The following is a 26138-nucleotide window of genomic DNA, read 5'->3' as shown; positions in this document are numbered from 1 at the left end:
CACATGGCCGACAAAGATTGGTCGCCCGTGTCACTCACGTCACTTCGCTCTCTACAGACACAGCGAAGTGAGGCGCATTCTCGCCGCCTTTCACAACTCCCGTCAATTCCTCACGGGTTGAACACAGCAAGCTCACGACAGGTGACTCTTCCGGCGATCGCACGGACGACGCCGACCGGTCCCGCTCGTGTACATCGCTCGGTCTCAGCGAGGGGCGGCACCCACGATCGGCCGGGCCGGAAACAGGCCCCGGACATGCGATCAGCGGGTGGCCCACGCGACCACCCATGGGATCGGCTCGACGCCTGCGGGGCAAGGGGTCCCGTACCGAGCAGCAGCCCGAATCTTGTGACGTTCTATCAATTTGCTTACACACAAGGACATTTGAACGTGAGCGATCACGCGACGAGAGACAAGGTGGTCCCTACCCCTGGAAGGCCACCAGGAGCCAGGTCGCCGGAAAGGCGAGGATGCCGAGCGCGATGGCACCGAAGAGGGAGACGAGCCAGACGAAGACGTACCGCTCACCGCCGAGGAGACGTCCTCGGCGGGCCGAGGTGAGGAGCCAGTGGCCGGGCAGTCCGAGGGTGACGGCCGTCCAGCCGGCGAAGGTGACATATTCGGCGGCGGAGGACGGTGAGGGCTCGAAGACCACGTCGCCGACGACTCGGACGTCACGCCGGGTGCCCGGCTTGAAGTCACCGGAGGCGGAGCGGAGCAGCATCGGCCGCGCCACGGTCGCCTCGGCGGAGGAGGACGCGAAGGACGGCGTGTACTTTCCGCGGCAGTGGGTCTCGGTCTCCTCCAGCCCCTCGAAGCAGTCGGTGACCACGAAGGTGCCGGTCGGCCCCGCGACGCCGGTCAGCGCCGCGAGTCGGGCGCCGAACAGCAGCCAGACCACGGCCAGGCTCCCCATGAGCCACAGCAGGGCGAACCCGCCGGTCACCCGCCAGGTCCACTTCCGCCCTGTCCGTCCCATACGACGCCCCCCGAGACTCGGTCACTTGTCCAAGGACGCCCTACCCGGCGCCCTCGACGCGGAACCCGGTGGGATCAACGAGACGGGCCGGCCGGACGCGAGGGGACACCGGCCGCTGCTCGACGCCGTCTGCGCCCACCTCCGTCGAAACGGTGGCACGGCTCGAAGCCGTCGCTCCGCTCCGGGCGCGGTGGACCTTCACGTTCGAGGCGAGTTCGCCCTGCCGAGGGGCCAGGACTCGATGTCGCGGTAGTGGATCGGTCCGCTGCTGCGGCCGAAGTTGCTGCCGACGAGGTGAAGCCGTTCGGCGGGCCACGGGTGACCGGCGAACCCGGCGAGCCCGCGGGCGATCTCCCCCGCCGAGGTCGGGTCTCCTCTGCGGGCACGGGCCAGTGTCAGATGGGGGCGAAGGGGTCGTTCCTCGAAGACGACTCCACAGTTCTTGACCGTGGTTCGCACATCGGCGGCGAGCGCGTGCAGGGCGTCGAGGTCACCGTCGATCCCGGTCCACAGCACGCGGTCGTCGAAGGTGCCGCCGCCCCGCAGTGCCAGGCGCACGGGTCGGTGCTCCGCCGCCAGTCCGGCGAGAGCCGGTCGCAGGAGCGGAACCGTCGCGACCGGCAGTTCCCCCAGGAACGCCAGGGTGATGTGCCAGTCCTCGACGCGGTTCCATCGCACGTGCGGGTGCGTGCCGTAGGCGGGTCGCAGTTCCCGGGCCAGTTCTTCTTTCGCGTGGTCAGGCGGGGCGAGGGCGATGAACACGCGAACGGTCGCGGGTTGCGTCTGATCGTTCACATCCGAATTCATACCGCACCCGCCCCCCATGGCTGCGCCCCCGCCCCGCCCTTGTCCCTGCCCTCGCCCCTGTCCCTGCCCCTGTCCCTGTCCCTGGCATACTCGCCCCGCCGACGGACCCAGAACGGGGGTTGCCACCGGTCCGCGGCCTCACGGGTCCGCGGCCTCACGTCCCTCGGGGTCCCGAGCCTTCAGGCCGGCGAGGAGGTCAAGGCCGGTCGGTCACGAACCGGTCGATCGCGGTGGTGAGTTCCGCGGGCTTCTCCACGGGCAGTTCGTGGCCGGCGTCCACGATCCGCACCACGGCGTCCGGGTAGGCCTTCGCCATCCGCAGCATCTGCGAAACGGGCAACTGGATGTCGTGGTAGCCGTGGACCAGAAGGGTGGGGGTGCTGATCTCCCCGAGGCGGTCGAAGACGTCGAACGACCGCATGGCGCCGTAGCACGTCATGACCACCTCGCGCGGGGTGTCCGCCGAGGTCCGGACGTACTCGCGGATCTTCTCGCGCGGGTAGCCGGGTGCGAAGGCCCGCTGGATGTTGGCGGCCACGAACAGCTTGAACGGCACCTTGGTGGAGACCGCCATCAGCAGGCCCCTCCCCCGGCTGTACGTCATCCGGCTGATCGAGTTCACCAGCACCAGCCGCTCGACCCGCTCGGGGTGGGCGAGGGTCAGGGTCTGCGCGATCATGCCACCCATCGAGTGGCCGACGAGGACGAACCGGTCGAGCTCCAGATGGTCGAGGACGGCGAGCACGTCACCGGCCAGCTCCGCCACGGTCCGCCGCCCCGACCCGTCGCTCTCCCCGTGCCCGCGCAGGTCCAGTCGTACGACCCGCCGCTTCTGGGCGAAGTGGTCCACCTGATGGTCCCAGCGGTGCCGGTTGGCGGTCCAGCCGTGGATGAACACCAGGGGCACACCGTCGCCGTCGCGGGGGCCCTCGTCGTCGTACCTCAGCGTGGCGCCGTCGACTTCGAGCTGCGGCATGGGGCCTCCAGGAGTGCGGTCCGGTTACTGATCGGTACGGTATCCGGCGGCGGGGCCGCGGTCACCGTCGTTCGCCGAGGAATTCGAGGATGTGTCCGAACACGTCGAGGGCGGCGCCCCGGCCCAGGAACGTGTCCAGATGGCCGTAGCCGGGGATCTCGGTGTACGACACGTCCAGTTGGGGCCGTCGGTGTGCCAGCACCTCGTGGCAGAGCTTCTGCGAGTCCAGCCACAGCCCGTTCTCGCTGCCCGTGAGCAGCAGCACCGGGGTGTCGATGCGGTCGGCCGCGTCCAGCGCGTTGGGCGGCAGCGCGCGGTAGCGGTGGTCGGTGTCGTGCCAGCGGACGACGCTGCGGGCCAGCTCGATGCGGCGCAGGTGCGGCAGGATCCACAAGGGCGCCGGCCCGAGAAGCTCGGCGAGGCGGTCGTGGGTGGCCTCGGACAGGTTCTCGTGCAGGAACAGCGAAGCGCCCGAGCCCCAGGCCGAGTTGTGGAGGATCTGGCAGGTCGGGTCCGGGCAGCCCGCCCCGCGGGAGGCCAGCGCGAACAGAGGCGTGTACTTCGACCGGAAGCCCACCTTGCGGAAGTCGACCGGGATGTGGTCGATCCGGTTCTTCAGCAGCTCGCCCGCCACCGTCATCCGCAGCGAGGTGCGTCCCGCGAGCTTCGGCGTCAGGAACACGCCCTGGGAGACGACGCCCGCGAGGCCCGGCACCAGTCCCGCCGTCATGCTCAGCGACAGGGCGAGGGAGCCGATGCAGTGGGCGACCACGAACAGCGGCCGGTCGCCGATGCGTTCGCGGACACGGGAGACGGCGTCGGGGATGTCGTACAGCGCGACGTCGTCGTACGTGTACCTCTGGCCGGTCTCGTTGTAGGGGAGACGGCAGCTGCCCCGCCAGTCGAGCAGCCAGGGCTCGTAGCCGTCGTCGAGCAGGACGTCGACGAGGTTGCGGGTCTCGGGGAGCAGGAACATGTCGGCGGAGGCGGTGTGCCCGTGCAGGAGCAGCACGGCGGGCCGGTCCCGCTCTCCGCTGTCGACGCGGGTGAGACCGAGGCGGACGCCGTCCTTGGCCGTGAAGGGGATCTCCTCGACCCGCGCCGGGTCGAGGCGGTGGCGCAGCGGCCGCAGGGCCGTGCCCGTCCTGACCTTGCGGATCGGCTTCCTGGTGCGGGAGTTGGTGGCTCTGAGGATCATCGGTGGCGCTCCGAGGGGGTCAGGGTGCGGCGCAGGTCGAGGAGGTCCGCGGCGGCGCGGGTGAAGGGGCCGAGCAGTCCGCGGCCCATCTCCGCGCCGAACCAGGCGAGCCAGGTCAGCTTGGCGGCGCGCTTCTCCGGGCCGGTCAGCCGCGGGTCCACCTTGATGCCGTCGATCTGGTCGCGTACGTAGCTGTCCGCGGGCACGACGAGCTCGCCGACGAGGTGGGCCGGCTCGCCCTCGCGGCCGATCTCGACACTCAGCGCGCGGGTCTGGCGCCATACGTCACGTCGGGCGCGGGCGTACTTGTGGCCCTCCAGCCACCAGCGGCCTCCGTCGGCGTCACGCAACGACAGCCGGTAGCGCAGGAGTTGGTGGCGCATCCCGTGCCGCTGCGGGATGCCCTCCTCGGGACGGACCCACACGTCGCCGCGTTCCACCAGCAGCGGCGCACGATGGACCGCGGCGCACGCCAACTCGCCGCCGACATCCACCCGGCGCTCCTTCACGAGCTGGTACATGCTCGCTATGGAGAGGGTGAGCGCCATGGAGCAGGGGGTGTCGGCGTCGGCGCCGACCTGTCCCACGGCCCCCTCGGTCGTCTCGTCGAACCACAGGTACGGCTGGTCGTCCTTGCCGGGCAGCCGGGCCAGGCCGTCCTGGGCAAGCCGCTCGAACGTCCGGAGCTGCGCCCGGGCGTCGTAGCGGGTCGCGGGACGCAGTCCGAGTGCCTCGACGAGCGCGGCCGTGCGTTCGTCGGTGGCCGCCGGCCCCTTCAGGGTCGCCTCGCACAGCTTGAGGGCGGTGGGGCTGCGCAACACCCGTGCCAGGAAGCCGAGTTCGGGAACCGGTTCGGCTTCCAGACGGGCCAGGGCGTCGGTGCGCCATTCGTCCCAGTCCTGTACGCGCACGTGCATCCCGCCGAACGCCATGTCCCGGACGACGTCGTCGAGGGTGTTGGGGACACCGGTCAGGTTGTAGTCGAATCCCCAGGCGTCCGGTTCGCAGACGACGGCGGCGGCGACCCGGCTCACCCAGTCCACCGGGGCCGCGTTCAGACGGTGGAAGGCCGGCACGGTGCGGAAGCGGCCGAAGGCCGAGATGAGGCCGCTGCTGAGGTCCTGCGGGTTGTGGGCACCCGTCCTGGTGTGGCCCCCGATGCCTCCCGGACGCATCGCGGTGACGATCAGACCGTGGTCGCGGGCCCGGCGCAGGGCGACCTCGGCGGCCCACTTGGTCTGGTCGTAGCCCGCGACGAGGCGGTCGACATGGGCGAGCGGGTCGTCCTCCCCCATGGAGGTGATGCCGACCTCGTTGAAGACCGCGATCGAGGAGATGTGGTGCAGCGGCTTGGGCGGCCCGGTGGCCGCCAGCTCGGCCAGGGTCAACGCGCCGATGACGTTGCTCTGCCGCAGTGACTGGTAGCCGCGCAGGAAGTCCACGGCCGCGGCCACGCCCACGATGCTGTCCAGTTCGCGGGCGAGCTGGTTCCAGGTGTCGTCGGACAGGCCGAGGTGCGGACGCCTGATGTCTCCGGGGAGCACCGTCACCCGGCGGCGGATCTCCGCGGACCAGGGCAGCCGGTGGCTCTTCAGCGCCTCGCCGAGGCGGGCCGTGGCCGCCTCCTCGTCGGCCGCGCGCACGAGGCAGTGGACGTGCGCGTCGCTGTGCCTGAGCAGATCGAGGAGGAGATGGCTGCCGAGGAAACCGGTGGCGCCGGTCAGCAGGATCCGGCGGGGCGGCACGGGCTCGGGCGAACCGGTCCAGGGCAGGCGGTCGGCCAGCGACAGGTCGGCGAGGATCTGGTCGAGGTCCTCGCGGCGGGCCGTGGGGTACGGGGCACCGCCACCGGTGGTCCGCGCGGCGGGCGCGACCTCGGGCGGGGTCCCGGTCGACGGGATGGGCGGGGCGTCCGTCGCCGGGGCCGGACGGGAACCCGGGACGACGGCAGGGCTGAATCCCGGGGCGGACGGCGAGAAGGTGTCCGGGCCCGGTGCGCCGCCGATCGTGTCGACCGCCGGGGCCGGGGCCCGTCCGGTTGTCGGTGTCGTCGATGTCTTCGGTGTCGCCGGCGCACCCGGGGCCGAGAGGGTCGCCGTGGCTCCCGCCGTCGCCAGCCAGCGCAGGGCGAGGCTGCGCGGCCGGGCGTCGGCGAACACCTCGTCGAGGTCCATCTCCATGCCCAGCTCGTCCTCCAGCGCCGCGACGAGTTCCACGGCGCCCACGGAGGTGCCGCCGGCGTCGAAGAAGTCGGTGTCGGGCGGCAGATGTCCTCCGGGTACGAAGGGACCGGCCGCCGCGGCGATGACGGCGGCCAGGCCGTCCGCGTCGGGTGCGGCGGGGGCGGCCGGGTCGCCGTCGCCTGTCTCTCCACCGGTGCGGCCGTCGCCACCGGCGCTCCCGCCCGCGCCGAACGGCACGGTCGGCGCGTTCGCGTACAGATCCGCACCGGAACCGGACCGTCCCCCGGCCACACCGGGGACACTCGAAACGGCAGCCGCACCCGTCTCCGCCGCCGCGTCGGACACCACGACGGTCGCACCCGCCTCGGCACCGGACACCATCTCAGGCGCACCCACGTCCGCACCCGCACCCGTGCCGGACACCGTGACGGTCACCCCCGCTTTCGCGTCGCCACCGGCACCGGCACCGGGCGGGAACGTGTCCGCCCCGGTCTCCCCAGGCGGCCGCGACTCGGCGCCGGTTCCGGCCGGTGCCGGAGTGGATTTCGGTGGCGGCATCGGCGTGGGGACCTGCCTGATCCTGGCCAGCAGGGCCTCCACGCTCGGCCCGTCGTCACCCCGCTCGATCGCCTCACCCGTCGCTCGCCGTCCGGCGTACGCCGACGCGTCCTCGTTCACTTCACGCATGCGTGCCCTTCCCCCTCTGCACTGTCCGTTTTCCGCACTGCCTCCGCGAGCCGAACCGCCGGCCCGCTCACCGCTGCCGCCAGGAGCGGAAGCCCCGCAGGTGTTCCGGCGTGACCACGCTCTCCAGGTGCTCGTCGTCCTGGTCGCCGCCGCCGAGCGCGGCCAGCAGACGCCGCGCCGGTACGTTGCGGTCGGTGCGCTCAGCCGTCAGCCGGACCTTCGCGCAGCCCAGTCTTTCGGCGTGATCCGCGAGCCATGCCAACAGCCTTTCCTCGACGCCTCGGCCGAGTGCGCGACAGCTCAGCATCCAGGCGAGGACGTCCAGTTGATCGCCGTTGGCGCGCAGGGCGAGGAGGCCGATCTGGCCGTAGTCGCCGAAACGGTCCCGCGCGGCGGCCGTCCACACCTCACCGTGCTCCCGCCAGCGCGCCAGATCGCCGCCGTCGGCCGACCGGGGACGGAGGGTGAACTGATTGGTGCGGCGGACGAGTTGCTCGGCGCGTTCAACGTCGGGCCCGTCCAGGGCCCGGATGTCGACCTCCAACCGCAACTCGGCGAGGAACTCCTCGAAGCCGGCCTGCTCGCGCGCCGCGTCCCGCTCGCGCTCCTGCGCGTAGAAGCCGGCCCGCAAGCCGTCCTCGGCCGTCGCCGCCGCTGGTACGAGAGGCCACAACCGGTTCAGGAAGTCGCCCAGTTGGGCTGCCGGAGGACAGGTCACCGCCAGCACCTCCGGCAACGCCGACCGCACTCCCTCGATCTCCACCGGGTTGTCGTCGAGGAACAGGAAGCTGTCCAGACCCAGGTTGAGCGTGCGCGCGGCCTCCGTGAGGCGGCCCGGCTTCGGGCCCCAGCCGGCGGACAGCGCGCTGAAGTGCTCCGGCTTCAGCGTGCTGTCCGGCCGGTCCAGGACCGCCCGTACGGTGTCCTCGTCGTTGTTGCTGACCAACGCGAGCAGCGCGCCCGCGGCACGCCACCGCAACAGCTTCCGTGCCAGCAGTTCACGCGGTCCGGTCAGGTCCACCGCGTCGGGGCCTACCTCCCCGGCGACCCCGCCCCACAGGGTCTCGTCGCCGTCCACCGCGATCACCTTCGGCACGGGACGCAGTACCGCTCGTACCATCTGGCCCAGCCGCACGGCCACCGTCGCCTGGAAGTGCGGGGTGAAGGGGAGATGGGCCAGCCGCTCGGTCCGTTCGTCGAAGCGTTCCGCGGCGGCGGGGCGCGGCGTCCAGTCGTCGGGGCCCAGCACCGCGATGCCGGGCGCGTCGGTCAGTTCGGCGACCAGGTCGCTCTCCCATCGCGCGAAGCGGTCGTCCCGCCGCGCCGAGGGCAGGATGCCGACGACCAGTGGTGTGCGGGTCCGCTCGGACAGGGTCCGCAGCGCGGCCGGGTAGGCGGTGCGCAGTTCGGACAGCGCCTCGTCGGTCATCGGGCCGAACCGCTCCAGGTCCGCGGCCCGCATCAGCACGACGCCGACCGCCGTCGCGGGATCGGTGAAGACGCCCGAGGGGTCGCGCAGGGCGGCGAGCACTTGGTGGTACGGCGCTTCCGCGACCGTCAGGCCCTCGTACGGCGCCCCCTGTCGTACCCCTTCCCGCGTGCCGTCCTCGAGAGCCGCCTCGCACAGCAGTGGCAGATTGCCGAGCGCGAAGGTCGCGGCGAGGGCCAGCGAGGAGCGCGGGTGGACACCGGGGTCCCGCACGCCCTCAGTCCGCGTCATTTCCCTCGTGCCGGTCGCGGCAATCGTGTCGGTCGTGTCAGGCGCGCCGGTCGTGTCAGGCGCTTCCCTCGCGGTCCCGGTTGCCGTCGGACCCGCCGCGGCGTTCGCGGCCGTACCCGTCGCACGGACCGCCTCCGTCGGGTCGTCGGCCGTCGTGGCGAGCAGCCGCAGGAAGTCCTCCGCCAGCTCGGTGGAGGTGGCCGCGTCCAGGATGTCGAGGTTGTGGTCGAGTCGTACGCGGCCCGCGTCCGGGGTCATGGTGATCATGAGGTCGAGGTCGGTGTAACCCGTACCGGCCGGGAGCACCTCCAGTCGGCCGAGCTGGGCCGCCGAGGAGCGCACGTAGTTGAAGTACACCTCCACCAGTGGGGCGTTCGCCCGGTGCAGTCCCTGCCGGGCCAGGGTCGGCAGCACGTCCGAGAACATGGCGCCCTTCGCGAGGACCCGGTCCAGGCGCGCGTCCGTCCGGCGCAGCACCTCCTCGATCCGCTCCCCCGCCGCCGCTCGCGCGGGGAACGGCACGGGCACTCCGAAGAAGCCCACCGCGTCGAAGGCGTCGGCGTGGATGCGCGTGTCGACGGGCACGGCGAGCACGAAGCGCTCCCGCTCCCGCCTCCTGGCCAAAAGGACGGTCAGGGTGCCGAGGCAGAAGGCGGCCGGGGTGACGGCGAGCCTGCTCGCGGCGGCCGACACCCGCTCCGTCAGCCTGTCGGGCAGCGCCACGGTGACGCTCCCGGCCCGGTACGAGCGCGTCGCCGGGCGCGGCCGGGCGAGCGTCAGGTCGAGACGCTCGCTGCCCTGGAAGGCCTCGCGCCACTCGATGGCGGCGGCGCCGGTGGCTGCGGCGGTGGGGACCGTGGATTCGCCGGTCCGCTGGGTCTCGATCAGCAGGTCGATGTCCCGGTTGGTGACGGCGTCGCCGAGTGAGGTGCCGGACAGTTCGGTGTCGATCTCCCCCGCGACGAGCAGCAGCGACTGGAGATCACTCACCGCGTGGTGGGCGCCGAACACCAGGATCTGGCCCCGCGTACCGGCGTCGAGGAGCTCGAATCGCCACAGCGGTGCCGTGGCCAGGTCGAACGGCGGCTCCAGCAGCCGGGACAGCCGGTCGTCGGCGTCGGGTACGGCGTCGGTGGGCACGTCCGTCCAGCGCAGCAGCGGCTCGGCCGGCTGCCGATCCACCCGCAGTTGTCGGCCCCGGCCGCCGTCTCCGGCCACCGCCGTACGCAGGGCCGCGTGCCGTCCGGCGAGCCGGGTGACGATGTCGGTGAGCGTCTCGCGGGTGGTCGGCGCGGTGAGCCGGACGGCCAGGCCCACGGCGTGCGCCGCGTCCGGCATGCCCGGCTGGGCGCTGCGCAACAGCCGTACGACGTCGCGGGTCGCGGGCCGCAGCTCGCTCTCGGGCACCTCGGGCGTGTTGTCGGGCTGGGGCTCCTGACTCCGTGCGCGGGGGTCGCGCTCGGGCAGCACCTCGTCCAGGGCCCGTGCGAGACCCCGGACGTCGGACGCGGAGAAGACGGCGGCGGTCGGGAGTTCGGCGCCCAGCTCACGGGTGAAGGCGTTGCGCAGCCGGACCAGCATGAGGGAGTCCAGGCCCAGTTCCTTGAGGGCCGTGGTCCCGGACAGCTCCACGACGCCTCCGGAGACCTGGCCGACCTTGGCCCGTACGTAGGCTTCGAGCCGTGCGGCCCGGTCCTGGTCCGTCGTCGCCGCGAACACCCGGGTGACGAGGTCGTCCGTGCCCGCCGGCTCCGCGGCGGCGGTGATCAGGTCGCCCAGGATCGGGCGGGTGCGCGCCGCGTCCGGGTCGAGCTCCAGCGCCTCCCTGTCCAGGGCGACGGGGGCGAGCTGTCGGCGGGAGGTGGGAAGGACCCGCTCGAACAGGTCGCCGCCTTCCTCCGGGGTGAAGGCGATCAGCCCCGAACGGCTGGTCTCGGCGGCCCGGGTGCCGGAGCCGGCGACCATGCCGACCCCGTTCCAGGCGCCCCAGTCCAGGCTCAGCGCCCGGCGGTCGGTGCGGGAGAGGTGGTGTGCCCAGGCGTCGAGGTAGGCGTTCGCCGCCGCGTACGGACTCTGGCCGCCCGAGCCGAGGACGCCGGCGGCCGAGGCGAAGAGGATGAACCTCTCGGCCTCCGGTGCCAGTTCGGTGAGCAGGGTGGTGCCCAGGACCTTGGGGGCGAGGACGCGCAGGACGCGTTCGTCGGTCAGGTTCGCCAGCGTGGCGTCGTCGAGGACTCCTGCCGCGTGGACGACCGTGGCGATCGGTCCGGCCTCGCGTCGTACGGCGTCCAGGGCGGCCGTCAGCGCGGCCCGGTCGGCGACGTCCGCGCGGGCGAGGTGCACGGTGACTCCGTGTGCTTCGAGCCCCTCGATCCAGCTGTCCGCGGCCGCGTCGGGTCCGCCCCGGCTCAGCAGGGCCAGTCGTCGGGCACCCCGGCGGACCAGCCGTTCGGCGGCCACCCGGCCGAGGCCGCCCAGGCCGCCCGTGATCAGGTGGACGCCGTCCGGGGTGATCGTGCCGTGGCCCCCGTCGTCGGGGCGGGTGCGGGCCAGCCGTGGGACGAGTCGGCCCGACTCCCTCAGTGCGACGAGGCGTTCGTCGTCCGCGTGGCGCAGCTGGGTCCACAGATCGTCGGCGCCGCCTGTGGCCGGCAGGTCGATCAGAGTGGTGGACAGTTCCGGGTGTTCCTGGGCCACCGAGAGCCCGAAGCCCCAGGCGAGGGCCTGCTGAGGGTGTGTCACCTGGGTGCTGTCGCCGGCCGCCTGGCTGCCGCGTACGACGACGAACAGGCGCGGGGCGCGGCCCCGGGGCCGGTCGGCGATCGCCCGGACCAGGTGCAGGGTGCTCAAGCAGCAGCATCGGGCGGCCTGTTCGGCCGTGGCGGCATCCACGACGGCCGGTGCGTCGAGTGCGGACAGGTGCACGACCCGCTCCGGCGGCCCGTCGGCGAAGGCCTCGTCGAGCAGCCGGGTCAGCTGGTGCGGATCGGCCGTGTCGAGGACGTAGCGGCCGGGTCCTTCGGCGGCGAACGCCGTACCCCCGCGCACGATCACATGGGGAACGGCGGCGGAGGCCAGCCGTTCGCCGAGCGCGTCGCCCGCTCCGGTCTCGTCGGCCAGGACGAGCCAGGTGCCGTCGACGGGCCGTTCCCGTGCCGCCGGACGTGATTGCCAGCGGGTCTCGAAGAGCGCGCCGTCCAGCGGCGAGAGCGCGGCGAGTTCGAACCCCTTCGCCTCCAGGACGAGTTGTTCCTTCTCGTCCCAGAGCCGCAGGTCCAGGAGCGCGGTGTCCCCGTCCATGGATCGCAGTCGGCAGGTCGCCCACGTGGGCGCGGAGCGCAGACCGGTGAAGCGCAGCGTTCCGACCCCGGCGGGCACGAAGGCCCGGCCCGCGGGCGCGTCGGACGGGAGGGCCGCCGTGTGGAAGGCGGCGTCGAGTACCGCGGGGTGCAGCAGGTGACCGGCGGCGGGCTGCCGGGCGAGTCGGCCGATCGCCGTGCTGTCCGCGCGGTGGCCCTGCTCCAGGAGCCGGAAGGCGGGCCCGTACTCGATGCCCAGGGCCGCCAGTCCCGCGTAGACGGCGGGCAGGTCGGCCTCTTCGTCGCAGCGCTCGCGCAGCACGGCGGGTTCCTCGCCCGCGTCGGGGGCGGCGGGCGCGGGTTCGGCGGCGTCGACGATCCGTCCGGTGACGTGCCGCTGCCACGGCGCGCGCCGCTCTCCGACGGCCGCCGAGGAGATGGTGAAGTCCCGTGAGCCGTCCTCCCCGGCGGGCTGCACGACCAGTTGCAGCCGTACGGGCCGGTCCTCGTCGAGGGCCAGGGGCCGCACGAACCTCACGTCGGCCAGTCGTACCTCGCCGCCGTCGAACGTCGTGGACGCGGCCTCCAGGGCCAGGTCGAGGAAGGCGGCGCCGGGCAGCCAGACCTGTCCGGTGACCCGGTGGTCGGTGAGGTAGGCGAAGCGGCTGTCGCGCAGGTCGATGTCGCTCTGGAAGAGGTGCCGGCCGGGTGTGTCGCTGGCCTCGACATGCGTGCCGAGGAGGGGCGAGCCCCCGGCCGTCCCGGTGGCGGGGGCGGGTGCGCGCCAATGGCGTTCACGGGCGAACGCGTACGTGGGAAGGTCGGTCCGGCGGCCCTCGGGGAACAGCACCGGCCAGTCGGGGGTGTGCCCCGCCTCGTACAACTCCCCCAGCCGGCCCAGGAGAACGCTCCGTCCGTCCCGGCCGCGGCTCAGTGAGCCGACCGTGACCGCGTCGATCCCCGCCTCGGCCGCCACCGCCTCGACGGACGCGGTGAGCGAGGGGTGCGGGCTCAGTTCGACGAAGTAGCGGTGACCGTCGTCGAGCATGCGCCGGATCGTGTCCGCGAAGCGGACGGGGCGCCCGAGGTTCGCGTACCAGTGGTCGGCGTCCAGCCGGTCGCCGGGCACCGGTTCGGCCAGGACGGTCGAGTACAGCGGGGTCGGTGTGCGCGTGCCCCGGATGCCGGAGAGCCGGTCCAGCAGGTCCGCGCGGACCGGGTCCATCAAAGGGGTGTGGGAGGCGAACGGCGTCGACAGCCGCCGGAACGGGATGTCCCGCGCTTCCAGGTGAGCGCTCAGTTCGGCCAGCGCTTCGGCGTCGCCGGAGACTGCCGTGGAGCGCGCGCTGTTGACCGCCGCGACGAACAACCGGTCCGGGTGCGGCGCGAGGAGCCGCTCGACCTCCGCGCGCGGCAGCTCCAGGGACAGCATGCCGCCCTGTCCGACCAGCGGGGCGACCGCTCGGGCACGCCCGGTCACCACGGACACGGCGTCGTCGAGGGTGAGGGCGCCCGCGCTGTACGCGGCGGCGATCTCGCCGAGACTGTGCCCGGTCACGGAGTCCGGGCGGACGCCGAGCGCGCGCCAGGCCGCGGTCAGGGCCGCGTTGACTGCGAACAGCACCGGCTGCAGGAACTCGGTGCGGTTCAGCGGGGCGAACTCCTCGGGCGCGCGCAGCACGTTGAGGACGGACCAGCCGGCGTGGCGGTGGACGGACTCGTCGATCCGGGCCAGTTCCTCGCGGAAGGCCTCCGACTCGGACGCCAACTCCATGCCCATGCCCGGCCACTGCCCGCCGTGCCCGGCGAAGACGAACGCCACCTTGCCCGTCCGCTCCCCGTGGGACGGGGCCGGCGGCCTGCGTCCGCTCGCCAACGCGTCGAGCCGTGAGCGCAGTTCGTCCCGGTCCCGGGCCACGATCCCGGCTCGCCGTTCGAAGTGGCTGCGGTGTCGCGCCAGGGTGTGGGCGACATCGGCCAGGGCGACCTCCTCGTCCAGGTGGCGGGCCAGCCGTGCGGCCTGCCCCCGCACGGCGGCCTCGCTCCGCCCGGACAGCACGAACAGCCTGTCACGCGGGGCGATTTCGCCCTTGGGCATGATCTCGGCGGCCTGCTCCGCCTCCTCCACGATCACGTGCGCGTTGGTTCCGCTGATCCCGAAGGCGCTGACACCGGCCCGTCGTAGGCGTTCGCCCGACGAGGGCCAGGCGACCGTCTCCTCCAGCAGGTGCAGACCGCTGTCGTCCCAGTCGACATGGCGACTGGGCGTACCGGCGTGCAGGGTGCGCGGCAGGGACCGGTGCCGCAGGGACTGTACGACCTTGATCAGACCGGCCACGCCCGAAGCCGCCTGCGCGTGGCCGATGTTGGACTTGAGCGAGCCGAGGTGCAGCGGGCGGCCCCCGGGACGCGAGGTGCCGAAGACCTCCGCGAGGGCGTTCGCCTCGATCGGGTCGCCGAGGGTGGTGCCGGTCCCGTGGGCCTCGACGTAGTCGATGTCGGAGGGTTCGAGGCCGGACAGCTCCAACGCCCGTCGGATCACCCGCTCCTGGGCCGGACCGTTCGGAGCGGAGAGACCCTGGCTGCGACCGTCCTGGTTGACGGCCGTGCCGCGCAGTACGGCCAGCACCTCGTCGCCGTCGCGCCGCGCGTCGCCGAGCCGCTTCAGTACGACCATGCCCGCGCCCTCGGCCCAGATGGCGCCGTCGGCCTCGTCGGAGAAGGAGCGGCAGCGGCCGGTCGGGGACAGTCCCCGCAGACGGCTGAACTCGACGAAGGTTCCCGGCGTCACCATCAGCGTCACCCCGCCGGCGAGCGCCAGGTCGCACTCGCCCGACCGCAGGGCCTGCGCCGCCAGGTGCAGTGCCACCAGGGAGGAGGAGCACGCGGTGTCCACCGTGAGCGCCGGTCCGGTCAGGCCCAGCGTGTAGGCGAGCCGGCCCGAGGCCACGCTCGGCGCCGATCCGGTGCCGACGTACCCGTCCAGCTGGTCGAGCCGGGAGCCGGCTAGGTAGTCGCTGCCGAACATGCCGACGTACACGCCCGTGGTGCTGCCCGCCAGCTCGGCCGGCACGGTCCCGGCGCGTTCCAGCGCCTCCCAGGCGGTCTCCAGCAGCAGTCGCTGCTGGGGGTCCATGGCGGCCGCTTCCTTCGGCGTGATGCCGAAGAAGCCCGCGTCGAAGGACTCCAGGTCGTCGAGGAAGCCGCCTTCCCTGGCGTACGACTTGCCGAGGGCCTCCGGGTCGGGGTCGTGCAGCGCGTCGACGTCCCAGCGGTCCGCCGGGAACGGGCCCACCGCGTCGCGGCCCTCCGCGACCAGACGCCACAGGCCCTCGGGGTCGTTCACACCTCCGGGCAGTCGGCAGGCCATGCCCACCAGGGCCAACGGCTCGTCCGGGGCCGGTGCCAGGGGCCGGGGGGACCGCGGATCGGGGGCGGTGCGCGGGGTGGTGCGGCCGTCCGTGGCGAGAGCGGTGCTCAGCAGGTGGGCGGAGAGCCGGGCCGCGGTGGGGTGGTCGAACAGCAGGGTGGCGGGGAGCCGGGTGCCGATCCGGGTGCCGATGCGGTTGCGGAGTTCCACCGCCGTCACCGAGTCCATGCCGAGCTCACGCAGCGGCTGATCGGGACGGACGGACTCCGCCGAGCGCAGGCCGAGCGCCCGGGACGCCTCCTCGCGGACCAGGGCCAGGACCCGAGCGGCGCGGTCGGCCTCCGGGAGCCGGGCCAGCCGGTCCGCCAGGGTGACATCGCCGCGCTGACCCGTGTGGGGCGCGGGCAGCAGTGAACGCCAGAGGGCCGCCGTACCGGCGTCCGTGCTCTCGCGCAGGCGGGGCAGGTCCAGGGACCAGGCGACCAGGTGCGGTGCGCCCCGGCGCAGGGCGAGTTCGACGAGTTGGCGACCCTGGTCGGGGCTGAGTGCGCGGTGGCCGAGCCGGGCCATCCGGTCCAGGTCGGCGTGTTCGGCGGCGAGGCCTTCACCCGCCCAGGCGCCGAAGGAGACCGAGATGCCCGGCAGGCCCAGGGCCCTTCGGTGGTGGGCCAGTTGGTCGAGGAAGACGTTGGCCGCCGCGTAGTTTCCCTGCCCGGGGCTGCCGAGTACTCCGGCAGCCGAGGAGATCAGCAGGAACAGGTCGAGCGGTGTGTCCGCGGTGAGCCGGTGCAGATGCGCGGCGCCGTCCACCTTGGGGCGCAGGACCCGCGCGAGGCGTTCGGGCGTCAGCTCGGCGAGCACCCCGTCGTCCAGGATTCCGGCGCAGTGCACGACACCGCGCAGGGGCAGCGCGTCGCCGACCCGGGCGAGCACGTCGGCCAGGGCTTCCGCGTCGGCGACGTCGCACTCCGCGATCTCGACCTCGGTTCCGAGGGAGGTCAGTTCGGCGGTGACCTCGGCGGTCCGCGGGTCCCTCGGACCTTGACGTGAGGTCAGGAGCAGCCGGGGGACGCCGTGTTCGGCGAGGAGCCGGGCGATGTGCCGGCCTACGGCACCGAGCCCACCGGTGATCAGGACCGTGCCGTCGGTGGGCGCCGGGGCGCGGTGTCCCACGAGGTCGAGGACGACCGGGGTGTTCGACACCCTGCCCCGTCGTAGCGCCTCACGTGCGGCGGTGACGGGCAGGACCTGGGGACGGGCGGCGCGTGCGGGACCGACGAGGGCCTCGTGCGGTGTCGTGGCCGCGTCATCGGTACCGGTCGCGCCGTCGGGCGCGAGGGGCAGGGCGGCCGCGGCGGTGAACGGCACGTCGTCCGGGAGCACCGTGACCAGCCGTGCGTCGGCGACGGCCGTGGAGCCGGGCGGAGTGTCGGCGAGGGCGGCGACCCGCAGGCCGGGGCTCAGGTCCGTCACGTCGGCGGCCGTCTCGGTGACCACACCGGCGCAGGCGGTGCGCGGCCGCTCCTCTCCGGGCCCGGGAACCGCCACGGCGTGCACCTGAATCCTCACCCGACCCGAGGTCAGGGCCGGGGGCACCACCGTGCGCAGGGTCGGGTCGGTCGCGGGGCCGGACAGTTCGTAGCAGTCACCGGCCGGGATCCGCAGCTCGTCGGCCGCGCGGGCGCGCACCAGCCGCGGGACGAGCAACAGGCCGTCTCTGAAGGCGAGTTCGGGTTCCCCGTCATGGGCGACAGCGGCCGGCAGGGCGTCGGTGGAGTCGGGACCGTCGAGGTCGAGGAGCGTCAGCCCGAGGTCCGGGTGTTCGGTCCGGGCGCTGCGGGCGAGGCCCCACAGCACCGACTGGGCCAGGCCGGGCACGGTGTCCCCGGTGCCGGTCGCGACCGCGCCGCGGGTGACCCAGACGGTCCGGGCGGGCCGTCGGTCGTCCGCGAGTTCGATCAGGGCGCGCAGTTCGGCCAACGCCACTGCGGCCAACTCCTGGGCCACGGCCGCCGGTTCGGCATCATCCGCCGGACGCGGCCAGAATCGTACGACGATGTCGGCGCCCGCGTCGCCCTCCTGGAGTCCGGCCGCCGCCGACCCGCGCAGGGCGGCCGCGACCTCGGGGTCGGAGCGGTCCCCGTGGACGGCCCACGCGGCGCCGGGTACCGCCACGGGCTGTTCGGTCACGGCCGTCCACGCCACCTCGTACAGATGACGGCCGTTCTCCGAGGCGCCGTTCAGGTCCGCCGGGTCGGCGGCCCGCAGTCGCACGTCCTCCAGTCGGCCCGCGGGGAGGCCGTCGGCGTCCCACAGGGTGACGTCGAGGGTCAGGTCCGTCCCCGAGCCGCCCGAGCGCCTGACCAGAGCCGTGAGGTCGCTCGCGCCGCCGGGCGGCAGGACACAGCGCCCCACCGCGACCGGCAGCAGCACCCGGCTCCCGGACGCGTCCAGCGCGGCCGCCACGTGCAACGCGGCGTCCAGCAGCGCCGGATGGACGGGATAGGGATCGCTCGCGTCGCGGGCCGCGACCGGGAGGGACAGCCGGGCGAGCAGCACGCCGTCGGTCCCTGCCGTGACCGCCGACCGGACGCCCTGGAAGGCGGGGCCGTAGCCGAGACCGAACTCGGCCAGCCGTTCGTACGTCCCCGCGCTCCACACGGACTCGGCGTCCTGCGGCCACACGGGCGGCGCCGCCGCCGTCACCCGGGTGGGGGCGACAGCCGTCGCGGTGGCGTGCAGGGTCCAGTCGGGGGCGTCCCCGCCGCGCGGGCGGCTGTGCACCGTGACCTCGGGCGCGGATCCGGTGGTGACCACTTCGACGGACACCTCGACCGTGCCGGTCTCCGGCAGCACGAGGGGCGCGAGCAGGAGCAGATCGCTCACGTGGCCGGAGTCGTCAGGGCGGGCCACGGCGAGCGCGGCTCGGCACAGCTCCAGCAGGGTCGTGCCCGACACCACGGTCCGCCCGAACACGGCGTGGTCGGGCAGCCAGTCGGCGGTGGCCGGGGACCATTCGTTGCGGAAGGTCCAGCGGGTCTCGTCCGCCGACTGGAGCTGGACGCCGAGCAACGGGTGCGCGGAGCGGTCGAAGAGCCCGGAGGCCACGGCCCGGGACTCGGGTTCGGGCTCGATCCAATAGGACCGCGGATCCCAGGCGTACGTGGGCAGGTCGACCGCCTCCGCGTCGGGAACGACGCGGCGCCAGTCGATCCGCCGCCCGTGGACGTGGAGTTCGGCGGCCGCCCGGTCCAGACAGGCGGGCCCGTCCTCGTCGCGGCGCAGCGATCCGACGACGACCACGTCCTCGTGACCGTGGTCCTCTGCGACGGTGCGCACCGCGGTGATCAGGGAGGGATGCGGGCTGAGTTCGACGAAGTGGCGGTAGCAGTCGGCCATCATGCGTTCCACGGCGGGTGCGAAGCGCACGGGTTCGCGCAGGTTCGCGTACCAATAGTCCGCCTCCAGCTCCTCCGTGACCGGCTCGCCGGTGACCGTGGAGTACCAGGCGACGGTGGTCGAGGAGGTGGTGACGCCGTCGAGTTCGTCGAGGATCGTCGCGCGCAGTGGCTCGACCCGGGCGCTGTGGGACGCGTAGTCGACGTCGAGTCGGCGGACGAACACCTGCTCCCGGTCGAGGTCGACGAGGAGGGCTTCGAGCGGCTCCACCTCACCGGCGACCACCGTCGAACGGCCGCTGTTGACGGCGGCGACGGACACCCGGCCGCCGAGACCGGAGAGTCCGGCGAGACGGGCCTCGACCTCGGCGTGCGGCAGGCCGAGTACGGCCATGGTCCCGGTCCCGGACACCTCGGTCAGCGTCCGGCTGCGCAGGGCGACCACCGCCGCGGCGTCGTTCAGGCTCAGCGCCCCGGCGACACAGGCCGCGGCGGCCTCGCCCTGGCTGTGCCCGATCACCGCGTCCGGCCGTACGCCTCGGGCCCGCCACACCGCGGCCAGGGAGACCATCACGGCGAAGAGCACCGGCTGGACGACGTCCACCCGGTCCAGGGAGGGTGCGCCCTCGTCACCGCGCAGGACGGCCGCCACCGACCAGTCCGTGAACGGGCGCAGCGCGGCGTCGCAGCGGTCCAGCTCGTCGGCGAACACCGGTGATCTGTCCAGGAGTTCGCGGGCCATGCCGGACCACTGCGCACCCTGGCCGGGGAAGACGAACGCCAACTTGCCGTGCGGAAGGGTCTGTTGCGGGCCCACCACCAGGTCGGGGTCCGGGTCTCCCCCGGCGAGACCGCGGAGCGCGGTGAGCAGTTCGGCATGGTCGCCCGCCCGGACGACGGCTCGGTGCTCGAAGTGTGTGCGGTGGTGCGCCAGCGTCGCGGCCACGTCGGCCAGCGCCGGTCGCGGTCCCACGACGAGCGCGTCGAGCAGACGGGCGGCCTGCCCCCGGAGCGCCGGGAGGGTGCGGGCGGAGAGCGGGAAGAGGACGGGCTCCCCGGTGCGGGAGCGGGGGGCGAGCGCCGGAGGGAGTACCGGTGTCGGCGCCTGAGCCGGTACTGCCGCCGGCACCGGTATCTGTGCGGGGGGCGCCTGCGCCGGTTCCTGTGTCTGTACCGGTGGCTGCGCCTGTGCCGATGCCAGCGTCTGTACCGGTGGCTGCGCCTGCGCCGATGCCGGCGTCCGTAGCGGTGACTGCGCCTGGGCCTGTGCCTGTTCCGGCGTCTGCACCGGAGCCGGTGTCGGCGCCTCGGCCGATGCCACCGTCGGCGCCTCGGCCACCGTCACCGTCGGCGCCTGGGTCGATGTCGGCGTCGGCGTCCCGGCGGATGTCTCGGCGGGGCGTGTCAGGTCCCGCGGTGGCTCCTCCAGCACCACATGCGCGTTGGTGCCGCTGATCCCGAAGGCGCTCACCCCGGCCCGCCGCACCCGGTCCTCGCGGCGTGGCCACGCCTCGGAGCCGCTGAGCAGGCGCAGCCCGCCACCCGCCCAGTCGACGTGCCCGGTCGGGGTCTCGGCGTGCAGGGAGGCCGGGATGCGTGCGTGTCCGAGGGACAGCACCGTCTTGATGACGCCGCCGATACCGGCCGCGGCCTGTGTGTGACCGATGTTGGACTTCAGGGAACCGATGCCCAGGGGCCGGTCCGCGGGCCGTCCCGGTCCGAAGACCGACCCGAGCGCCCGGCCCTCGATGGGGTCGCCGAGCAGGGTGCCCGTGCCGTGCGCCTCGACGTAGTCGAGGTCCTCCGGCCGGAGGCCGGCGTCGTCGAGGGCGGCGCGCAGCACCCGTTCCTGCGCCGGACCGCTCGGCGCGCTCAGTCCCTGGCTGCGGCCGTCCTGGTTGATCGCCGAGCCCTTGACGACCGCGAGGACCCGGTCGCCGTCCCGGCGCGCGTCCGCGAGCCGCTTCAGGAGCACCAGTCCGCAGCCCTCGGCCCACACCACTCCGTCCGCCTCTGTGGAGAACGGGCTGCACCTCCCGGACGGTGACAGTCCGCGCAGCCTGCTGAACTCGACGTGCCCGCGCGGTGTCACGAGGAGCGTCGCCCCGCCGGCCAGCGCGAGGTCGCACTCACCGCCGGCCAGGGCCCGCGCCGCCAGGTGCAGGGCCACGAGAGAGGAGGAGCAGGCCGTGTCCACCGTGACCGCCGGCCCCTGGAGTCCCAGGGTGTAGGCGATGCGTCCGGACGCCACGCTGGACGCGGAGCCCGTGCCGACGTGCCCGTCGAGCCGGTCCAGTGGCGCCGAGGCGAGGTATCCACTGTCGTACAGGCCGACGTAGACGCCCGTCAGGCTGCCGTTCAACGTCTCCGGGACGATCCCGGCACGCTCGATCGCCTCCCAGCCCGTCTGGAGCAGCAGCCGTTGCTGCGGGTCCATGGCCGCGGCCTCGCGCGGCGAGATCCCGAAGAAGGCCGCGTCGAAGCGGTCGATGCCCGTCAGGAAGCCACCCCGCAGGGTGTACGCCTTGCCGGTCGCGTCCGGGTCGGGATCGTAGAGCCCCTCGGTGTCCCAACGCCCTCCGGGCACCTCACCGACGGCGTCCTCGCCCGCGGCCAGCAACCGCCAGAGAGCCTCCGGGTCGTCGGCGCCACCGGGGAACCGGCAGGCCATGGAGATGATCGCGATGTCGTCGGCCGACCGCACCAGCGGGTCGGTGGGCGGGGAGGCGGGTGCCTGATCGGTGGTGCCCAGGGGCTGTTCGCCGAAGAGTGCCTCGGCGATGCCCGCGATCGTGGGGTGGTCGAAGAGGAGGGACGGCTCGAGCGGCCGCCCGGTCCACGTGGACAGACGGGCGGCCAAGGACACCAACTGCCTTGATCCCAGACCGAATTCGGCGATCGGCCGCTCCGGAGCGACGACCGACGGGGCGAGCCCTGCCGCCTCGGCGACGGCCGACGTCAACCAGGACCGCACCCCCTCGGAGGTCGTGGGAGACATCTCGGGGAACTGCTTCGGGGACTCGTTCGCAGGCATCTGGGCTGGTGTCCTCGTGAACTCGGGCTCAGGTGGATTCCGTACGGCCGATGCGACGGGCGCGCACGGCGTACAGCTGGTGCCGCCGACGCACGGCAGACGGCAGACGGCAGACGGCAGACGGTGAATTGGGGGGAGGCGGTGCATCGGGGTGGGAGGACCCGGAATTCCGGCGGCTGTACAGATGCGACGCGGCCCCTGTGACGCGACGCACGACTGCCGTACCGACGACCGCGACTTGCGGCCCCCGGCCGGCGACCGGGCAACAGGTCCGCTCAAGGAGGCCGTTGAGCCGCCGACGGCGCGTGGGCGCGCCGCCAGCGGGCGAACTCATCTCGTCGCGGGGTCGCCGACCAGGGAGAGCGTGCCGTCGAGATACGCCGTCCGCGAGGCACGGCGCTGAATCTTCCCGCTGGACGTCTTGGGGATGGTGCCGGGACGGACGAGGACGACGTCGCGCACCGGCAGTCCGTGCGCCTCGCCGATCGCCCCCCGGATCAGATCGATGATCTTCTCGGACTCGCCCACCGCCTCCGGCGCCGTCTCGGCGACGACGACGGGCAGTTCGCCCTCCCCTCCCCCGTCGACGGAGAAGGCGGCGGTGCAGCCGGGCCGCAGCGCCCAGTGCGACATCTCGGCGGACAGCTCCAGGTCCTGCGGGTAGTGGTTGCGTCCGTCGATGACCATCAGGTCCTTGAGACGGCCAGTGACGAAGAGTTCGCCGCCCCGCAGGAATCCGAGATCGCCCGTGCGCAGGAAACGGCCCTCGCGCCCCTTGAGGGTGGCCCGGAAGGTCTGCCGGGTGGCGAGCGCGTTGCGCCAGTACCCCTTGGCGACACTCGCGCCGGACACCCAGATCTCGCCGACCTCGCCCTCGGCCACCTCCTCCTGCCGTTCGGGGTCGGCGATCACCACCGTGATGCCGGGACCGGGCCTGCCGGAGCCGACCGCTGCCGCGTCCGTCGCCCCGGCGTCCGCCGACCCCGCGTCCGCCGCGCCGGTCCGCGGCCCGGCCCCGTCGGTTCCGGCGGAGGGAGCGGAGGCAGATACAGGGGCAGGGGCCAGGGTGGGCGGCGCCTGGACCGAGCCGCCGGTGACGATCAGCGTGGCCTCGGCCAGGCCGTAGCACGGATACAGGGCCTCACGGCGGAAGCCGGCCGCGCCGAAGGTCTCGGCGAACCGGCGCAACGTCGCGGCCCGCACCGGTTCGGCACCGTTGAAGGCGACCTTCCACCGGCTCAGGTCGAGGCCTTCGAGAAGGTCCGGCGTGGCGTGCTTCAAGGCCAACTCGTACGCGAAGTTGGGGCCGCCGCTGGTGTGCGGGCGGTACCGGCTGATGGCGGTCAGCCAGCGCTCGGGCCGTTGCAGGAAGTGCAGCGGGGAGAAGAGGGTGGCGGTCACGCCGAGATAGGCCGCGTTCAGGACCGGGCCGATGAGGCCCATGTCGTGGTACACGGGCAGCCAGCTGACGAAGAGTTCATGGCCGTACTCCTCGATCACATCGGGAGTGTGTCCCATCCGCTCCGTGATGACCCGCTCGTTGTCCAGCAGGTTCCCGTGGGTCACCATCACCCCGCGCGGGGCGGAGGTGGAGCCGGAGGTGTACTGGAGGAAGGCGACCGAGTCGGCGGTGAGGTCGGGTTCACGCCAGGAGCCGGCCGCCTCGTCGGGGATGTCCTCGGTGGCGACGCAGGTGATCCCGTCCAGTTCGGGGAGGTGCTCCGCCATGGTGGCGAGGGCGGCGATCGCCTCACGTCCGCCGAGGATCACCTTGGCGTCCGCGTCGGCGATCAGACGCTTCATCCGGAGCATGGCGCGGTGGTTCTGCGACCGCCCCTGCGGGGGCAGACCCGGCACGGCGACGACCCCGGCCGAAAGACAGCCCAGGTAGCCGCAGATGAACTCGATCCCGGGCGGATACAGCAGCATGGCACGGGAACCGGCCAGGCCGCGCTCCTGCAACCAGGCGGCGACGGCCCGGGACCGCTCCGCAAGCCGCCCATAGGAAATTTCCTGGATCTCTCCGTCGCAGTCACCCGTGACGAGGTACCGGTAAGCGGTCCGGTCAGGCTGTCGGAAGGCATGCGTGGTCAGCAGATCGACCATGGAACGAGCCATAAGAGGAGTCTCACCTGTTCGGATCAGTGAGCGAGAAGACTGAAGTGCGAAGGCCGCGTCATGGATACGCGCAGATGCCGTGTCCGCCTGGCCCCCTTGCCAGAACGTCCGTCTCGACCAAATCCGCCCGGGAAACGCCGGCAATGCTCGCGCCGGCTCCCCGTGGCCCCCTAACGGATTGCTACTAACCGGTAACACAATAGCAAGTCCGGCCCGCCCCGCAGATGTAACCCCGGGTACTAAATGCGGAATTGGGCGATCTGACAGTCGGTCACCACACGTGAACGGGGTGAAGTGGCTGGTGCGAGGGGTGCCCCGGAGAAACATGTGTGCCGCGTCACGCGCTCCGAACAACGTTCGGACCGCCCGGCCGCTCCCCGTCTCCGGTGCCACCCACATTCCGGGCACGAGTGGGGCGAACCGCGCGACGCACCCAAGAATGGCGGTGCGGGAATTCAGCGCCGCGCTTCCACCGCGCGCGCAATCGGACGGATTCTCACCCCGCGCGTCCGGCACCGCGCCGAGCCGAGCCAGGCCCGCCGGGCCACGCACTCAACGGCTCAGTCATCCGCCGACTCGACCGCCGGCCGGGCCCCCCCCGGGGGGGGGGGCCCCCCCCCCCCGGGGGGGCGGGCCCCCCCGGGGGGGGGGGGGGGGGCCCCCCCCCGGCCCCCCCCCCGGGCCCCCCCCGCGGGCCCGCGCCACACCGCCCCAGTAAGCCCCCGCCCGGCCCGCCGGCCCGACCCCCGCGGCGGGCCCCCCCCCGGCCCGCACGGTGTTCCTCTCCTCGCGGCGGTCCGGTCGCGGCCACCAGTCCGGCCGCCCGCGGAGCCCTACCGCTTCCGCCCGGCGGCCCGGTCCTTCATCACCGCGGTCACCGCGACCACCGCGTACGGCGGGCTCACCCGACCGCGCCGACCGGTCCGCCCGGAAGAGCCGGTTCGGGCCGACGGGCGAGCAGTCGGACGAGCAGCGGCCTGGCTCGCTTCGCGTCCGGGGCGTGGGCCAGGGGCAAGTGGGCGATGTCCGCGGGGAGTTGCATGCGGTCGCGGGGAATCGCGAGGACGGGCATCCCGGCCGCCGCCGCGGAGCGGATACCGTTCGGGGAGTCCTCGACGGCCAGGCAGCTCGACGAGGGAAAACCGAGGGCCGCGACCGCGCGCAGGTACGGGTCGGGGGCCGGTTTGGCCCGGATCACGTCCTCGCCGCACACCACGGTCGTCACCTGGCCGGCCAGGCCGAGGTGTTCGAGTGCGGCCAGGACGAAACGGCGTGGACTGGCGCTGGCCACCCCGACGGGCCCGCACCGGCGGGCTTCACGGAACAGCTCGACGGCTCCGGGCAGGGCCTGGATCCGGCCGGCCGCGCAGGCGTCGGCCATCACAGCGGTGCATGCCTCGACGACCTCCCTGGCGTCCACCTGTCCGCCGCACAGTTCGGCGACGTAGGAGGCCCAGTGACCGTTGCCGTGCAGTGCGACGCCGTCCTGCGGCCGCCAGCGGTGACCGTGGCGGGCGGTGAAGTCGGCGCACACCCGTTCCCAGGCGTCGCCGGTGTCGATCAGGGTGTCGTCGAGATCGAAGACCGTCGCTCGCAGCACGCGGCTCACACCGCCGCCGGGGCGGGGTCGGCGTCGCGCAGGTGCTGGGAGAGCTGCTCGATGGAGACCAGCGCCAGCCGGTGTTCGTCGGCGAAGGCGCGCAGCCTCTCGAAGCGGGCGAGGGAGCCGTCGTCCTCACAGACCTCACTGATCACGCCGACCGGTGCGAGCCCGGCCAGGCGCAGCAGGTCGACGGTGGCCTCGGTATGGCCGCGCCGCTCGAAGACCCCGCCGGGGCGGGCCCGCAGCGGGAACATGTGCCCGGGGCGGACCAGTTGTCCGGGCAGGGTCGAGGCGTCGGCGAGCATCCGCGCGGTCGCCGCCCGGTCGGCGGCCGAGATCCCCGACCCGGTGGCGACCGCGTCCACGGAGACGGTGTAGGCGGTCGTCCCGATCGGATCGACGCCCGGAGCGGGCTCGACCATGAGGGGCAGTCGAAGCCGGTCGGCGATCTCGTCGGCCATCGGGACGCAGATCAGCCCGCTGGTGAAGCGGACGAAGAAGCCCATGGTCCGGGCGGTGGCGAACTGGGCCGCCATGACCAGGTCCCCCTCGTTCTCCCGGTCCTCGTCGTCGACCACGACGACCGGCCGCCCGGCCCGCAGTTCGTCGACGGCAACGGCGAGCGGGTCCAGCGACCGTCGCGCCCCAAGTGTTGTCACTCTGTCCAGCTCCTTCGCGATCATGATCTTCCCGCGAAGGCATCGTCCGGCCTGTGGCCGGACTTGAGGATCAGCACTCGAACAGACGAGTCGGCGGATGAACGGCG

At 73.3% G+C, this 26138-nt stretch carries 9 protein-coding genes; all 9 read right to left on the bottom strand.

The window, feature by feature from the left end; translation table 11 throughout:
- Positions 1-424 precede the first annotated feature (424 nt).
- The 9 genes from ACFYW7_RS35880 to ribB all read right to left on the bottom strand — a co-directional run bounded on the left by ACFYW7_RS35880 (position 425) and on the right by ribB (position 26031).
- Positions 425-979, bottom strand: a complete 555-nt coding sequence (locus tag ACFYW7_RS35880) for a hypothetical protein (RefSeq protein ID WP_389510295.1) — start codon at positions 977-979, stop codon at positions 425-427.
- 198 nt (positions 980-1177) lie between these two features.
- Entirely contained in the window at positions 1178-1774 is a 597-nt protein-coding gene (gene thpR / locus ACFYW7_RS35875) for an RNA 2',3'-cyclic phosphodiesterase (protein WP_389510293.1), read from the bottom strand.
- Positions 1775-1982: 208 nt separating this feature from the next.
- Complete coding sequence (locus ACFYW7_RS35870) at positions 1983-2762, bottom strand: alpha/beta fold hydrolase (RefSeq protein ID WP_389510291.1); 780 nt, start codon at positions 2760-2762, stop codon at positions 1983-1985.
- A gap of 61 nt (positions 2763-2823) precedes the next feature.
- On the bottom strand, positions 2824-3960 hold the full coding sequence (locus ACFYW7_RS35865) for an alpha/beta hydrolase (RefSeq protein WP_389510289.1): 1137 nt from the start codon (positions 3958-3960) through the stop codon (positions 2824-2826).
- Positions 3957-6830, bottom strand: coding sequence for a thioester reductase domain-containing protein (locus tag ACFYW7_RS35860; protein WP_389510287.1), 2874 nt, complete (start codon positions 6828-6830; stop codon positions 3957-3959). Before ACFYW7_RS35860 ends, ACFYW7_RS35865 begins: the two co-directional genes overlap by 4 nt.
- A 67-nt stretch (positions 6831-6897) precedes the next feature.
- The gene (locus ACFYW7_RS35855) at positions 6898-21651 is read right to left on the bottom strand and encodes an SDR family NAD(P)-dependent oxidoreductase (RefSeq protein ID WP_389510285.1); all 14754 of its coding nucleotides are present in this window, start codon (positions 21649-21651) and stop codon (positions 6898-6900) included.
- Positions 21652-21981: 330 nt separating this feature from the next.
- A complete protein-coding gene (locus tag ACFYW7_RS35850) occupies positions 21982-23769 on the bottom strand; it encodes a fatty acyl-AMP ligase (RefSeq protein WP_389510282.1) in 1788 nt (595 codons plus the stop codon).
- Between the two features lie 901 nt (positions 23770-24670).
- Entirely contained in the window at positions 24671-25369 is a 699-nt protein-coding gene (locus tag ACFYW7_RS35845) for an HAD family hydrolase (protein ID WP_389510280.1), read from the bottom strand.
- Between the two features lie 5 nt (positions 25370-25374).
- Positions 25375-26031 (bottom strand): 3,4-dihydroxy-2-butanone-4-phosphate synthase, encoded by a 657-nt coding sequence (gene ribB, locus ACFYW7_RS35840; RefSeq protein WP_389510278.1) that lies wholly within the window; start codon positions 26029-26031, stop codon positions 25375-25377.
- Between the last annotated feature and the right edge of the window lie 107 nt (positions 26032-26138).

It is taken from the genome of Streptomyces sp. NPDC002580 (assembly GCF_042889485.1).
Taxonomy (GTDB): Bacteria; Actinomycetota; Actinomycetes; order Streptomycetales; family Streptomycetaceae; genus Streptomyces.
The sequence above is the reverse complement of the archived record's forward strand: the minus strand, read 5'-3'. Positions and strand labels throughout refer to the sequence as shown.

What these genes read in the sequence shown, in the direction of transcription:
- ACFYW7_RS35870 (WP_389510291.1), bottom strand. Translation starts at nt 2,762, where the DNA reads ATGCCGCAGCTCGAAGTCGACGGCGCCACGCTGAGGTACGACGACGAG.
- ACFYW7_RS35880 (WP_389510295.1), bottom strand. Translation starts at nt 979, where the DNA reads ATGGGACGGACAGGGCGGAAGTGGACCTGGCGGGTGACCGGCGGGTTC.
- ACFYW7_RS35855 (WP_389510285.1), bottom strand. Translation starts at nt 21,651, where the DNA reads ATGCCTGCGAACGAGTCCCCGAAGCAGTTCCCCGAGATGTCTCCCACG.
- ACFYW7_RS35850 (WP_389510282.1), bottom strand. Translation starts at nt 23,769, where the DNA reads ATGGCTCGTTCCATGGTCGATCTGCTGACCACGCATGCCTTCCGACAG.
- ACFYW7_RS35860 (WP_389510287.1), bottom strand. Translation starts at nt 6,830, where the DNA reads ATGCGTGAAGTGAACGAGGACGCGTCGGCGTACGCCGGACGGCGAGCG.
- ACFYW7_RS35865 (WP_389510289.1), bottom strand. Translation starts at nt 3,960, where the DNA reads ATGATCCTCAGAGCCACCAACTCCCGCACCAGGAAGCCGATCCGCAAG.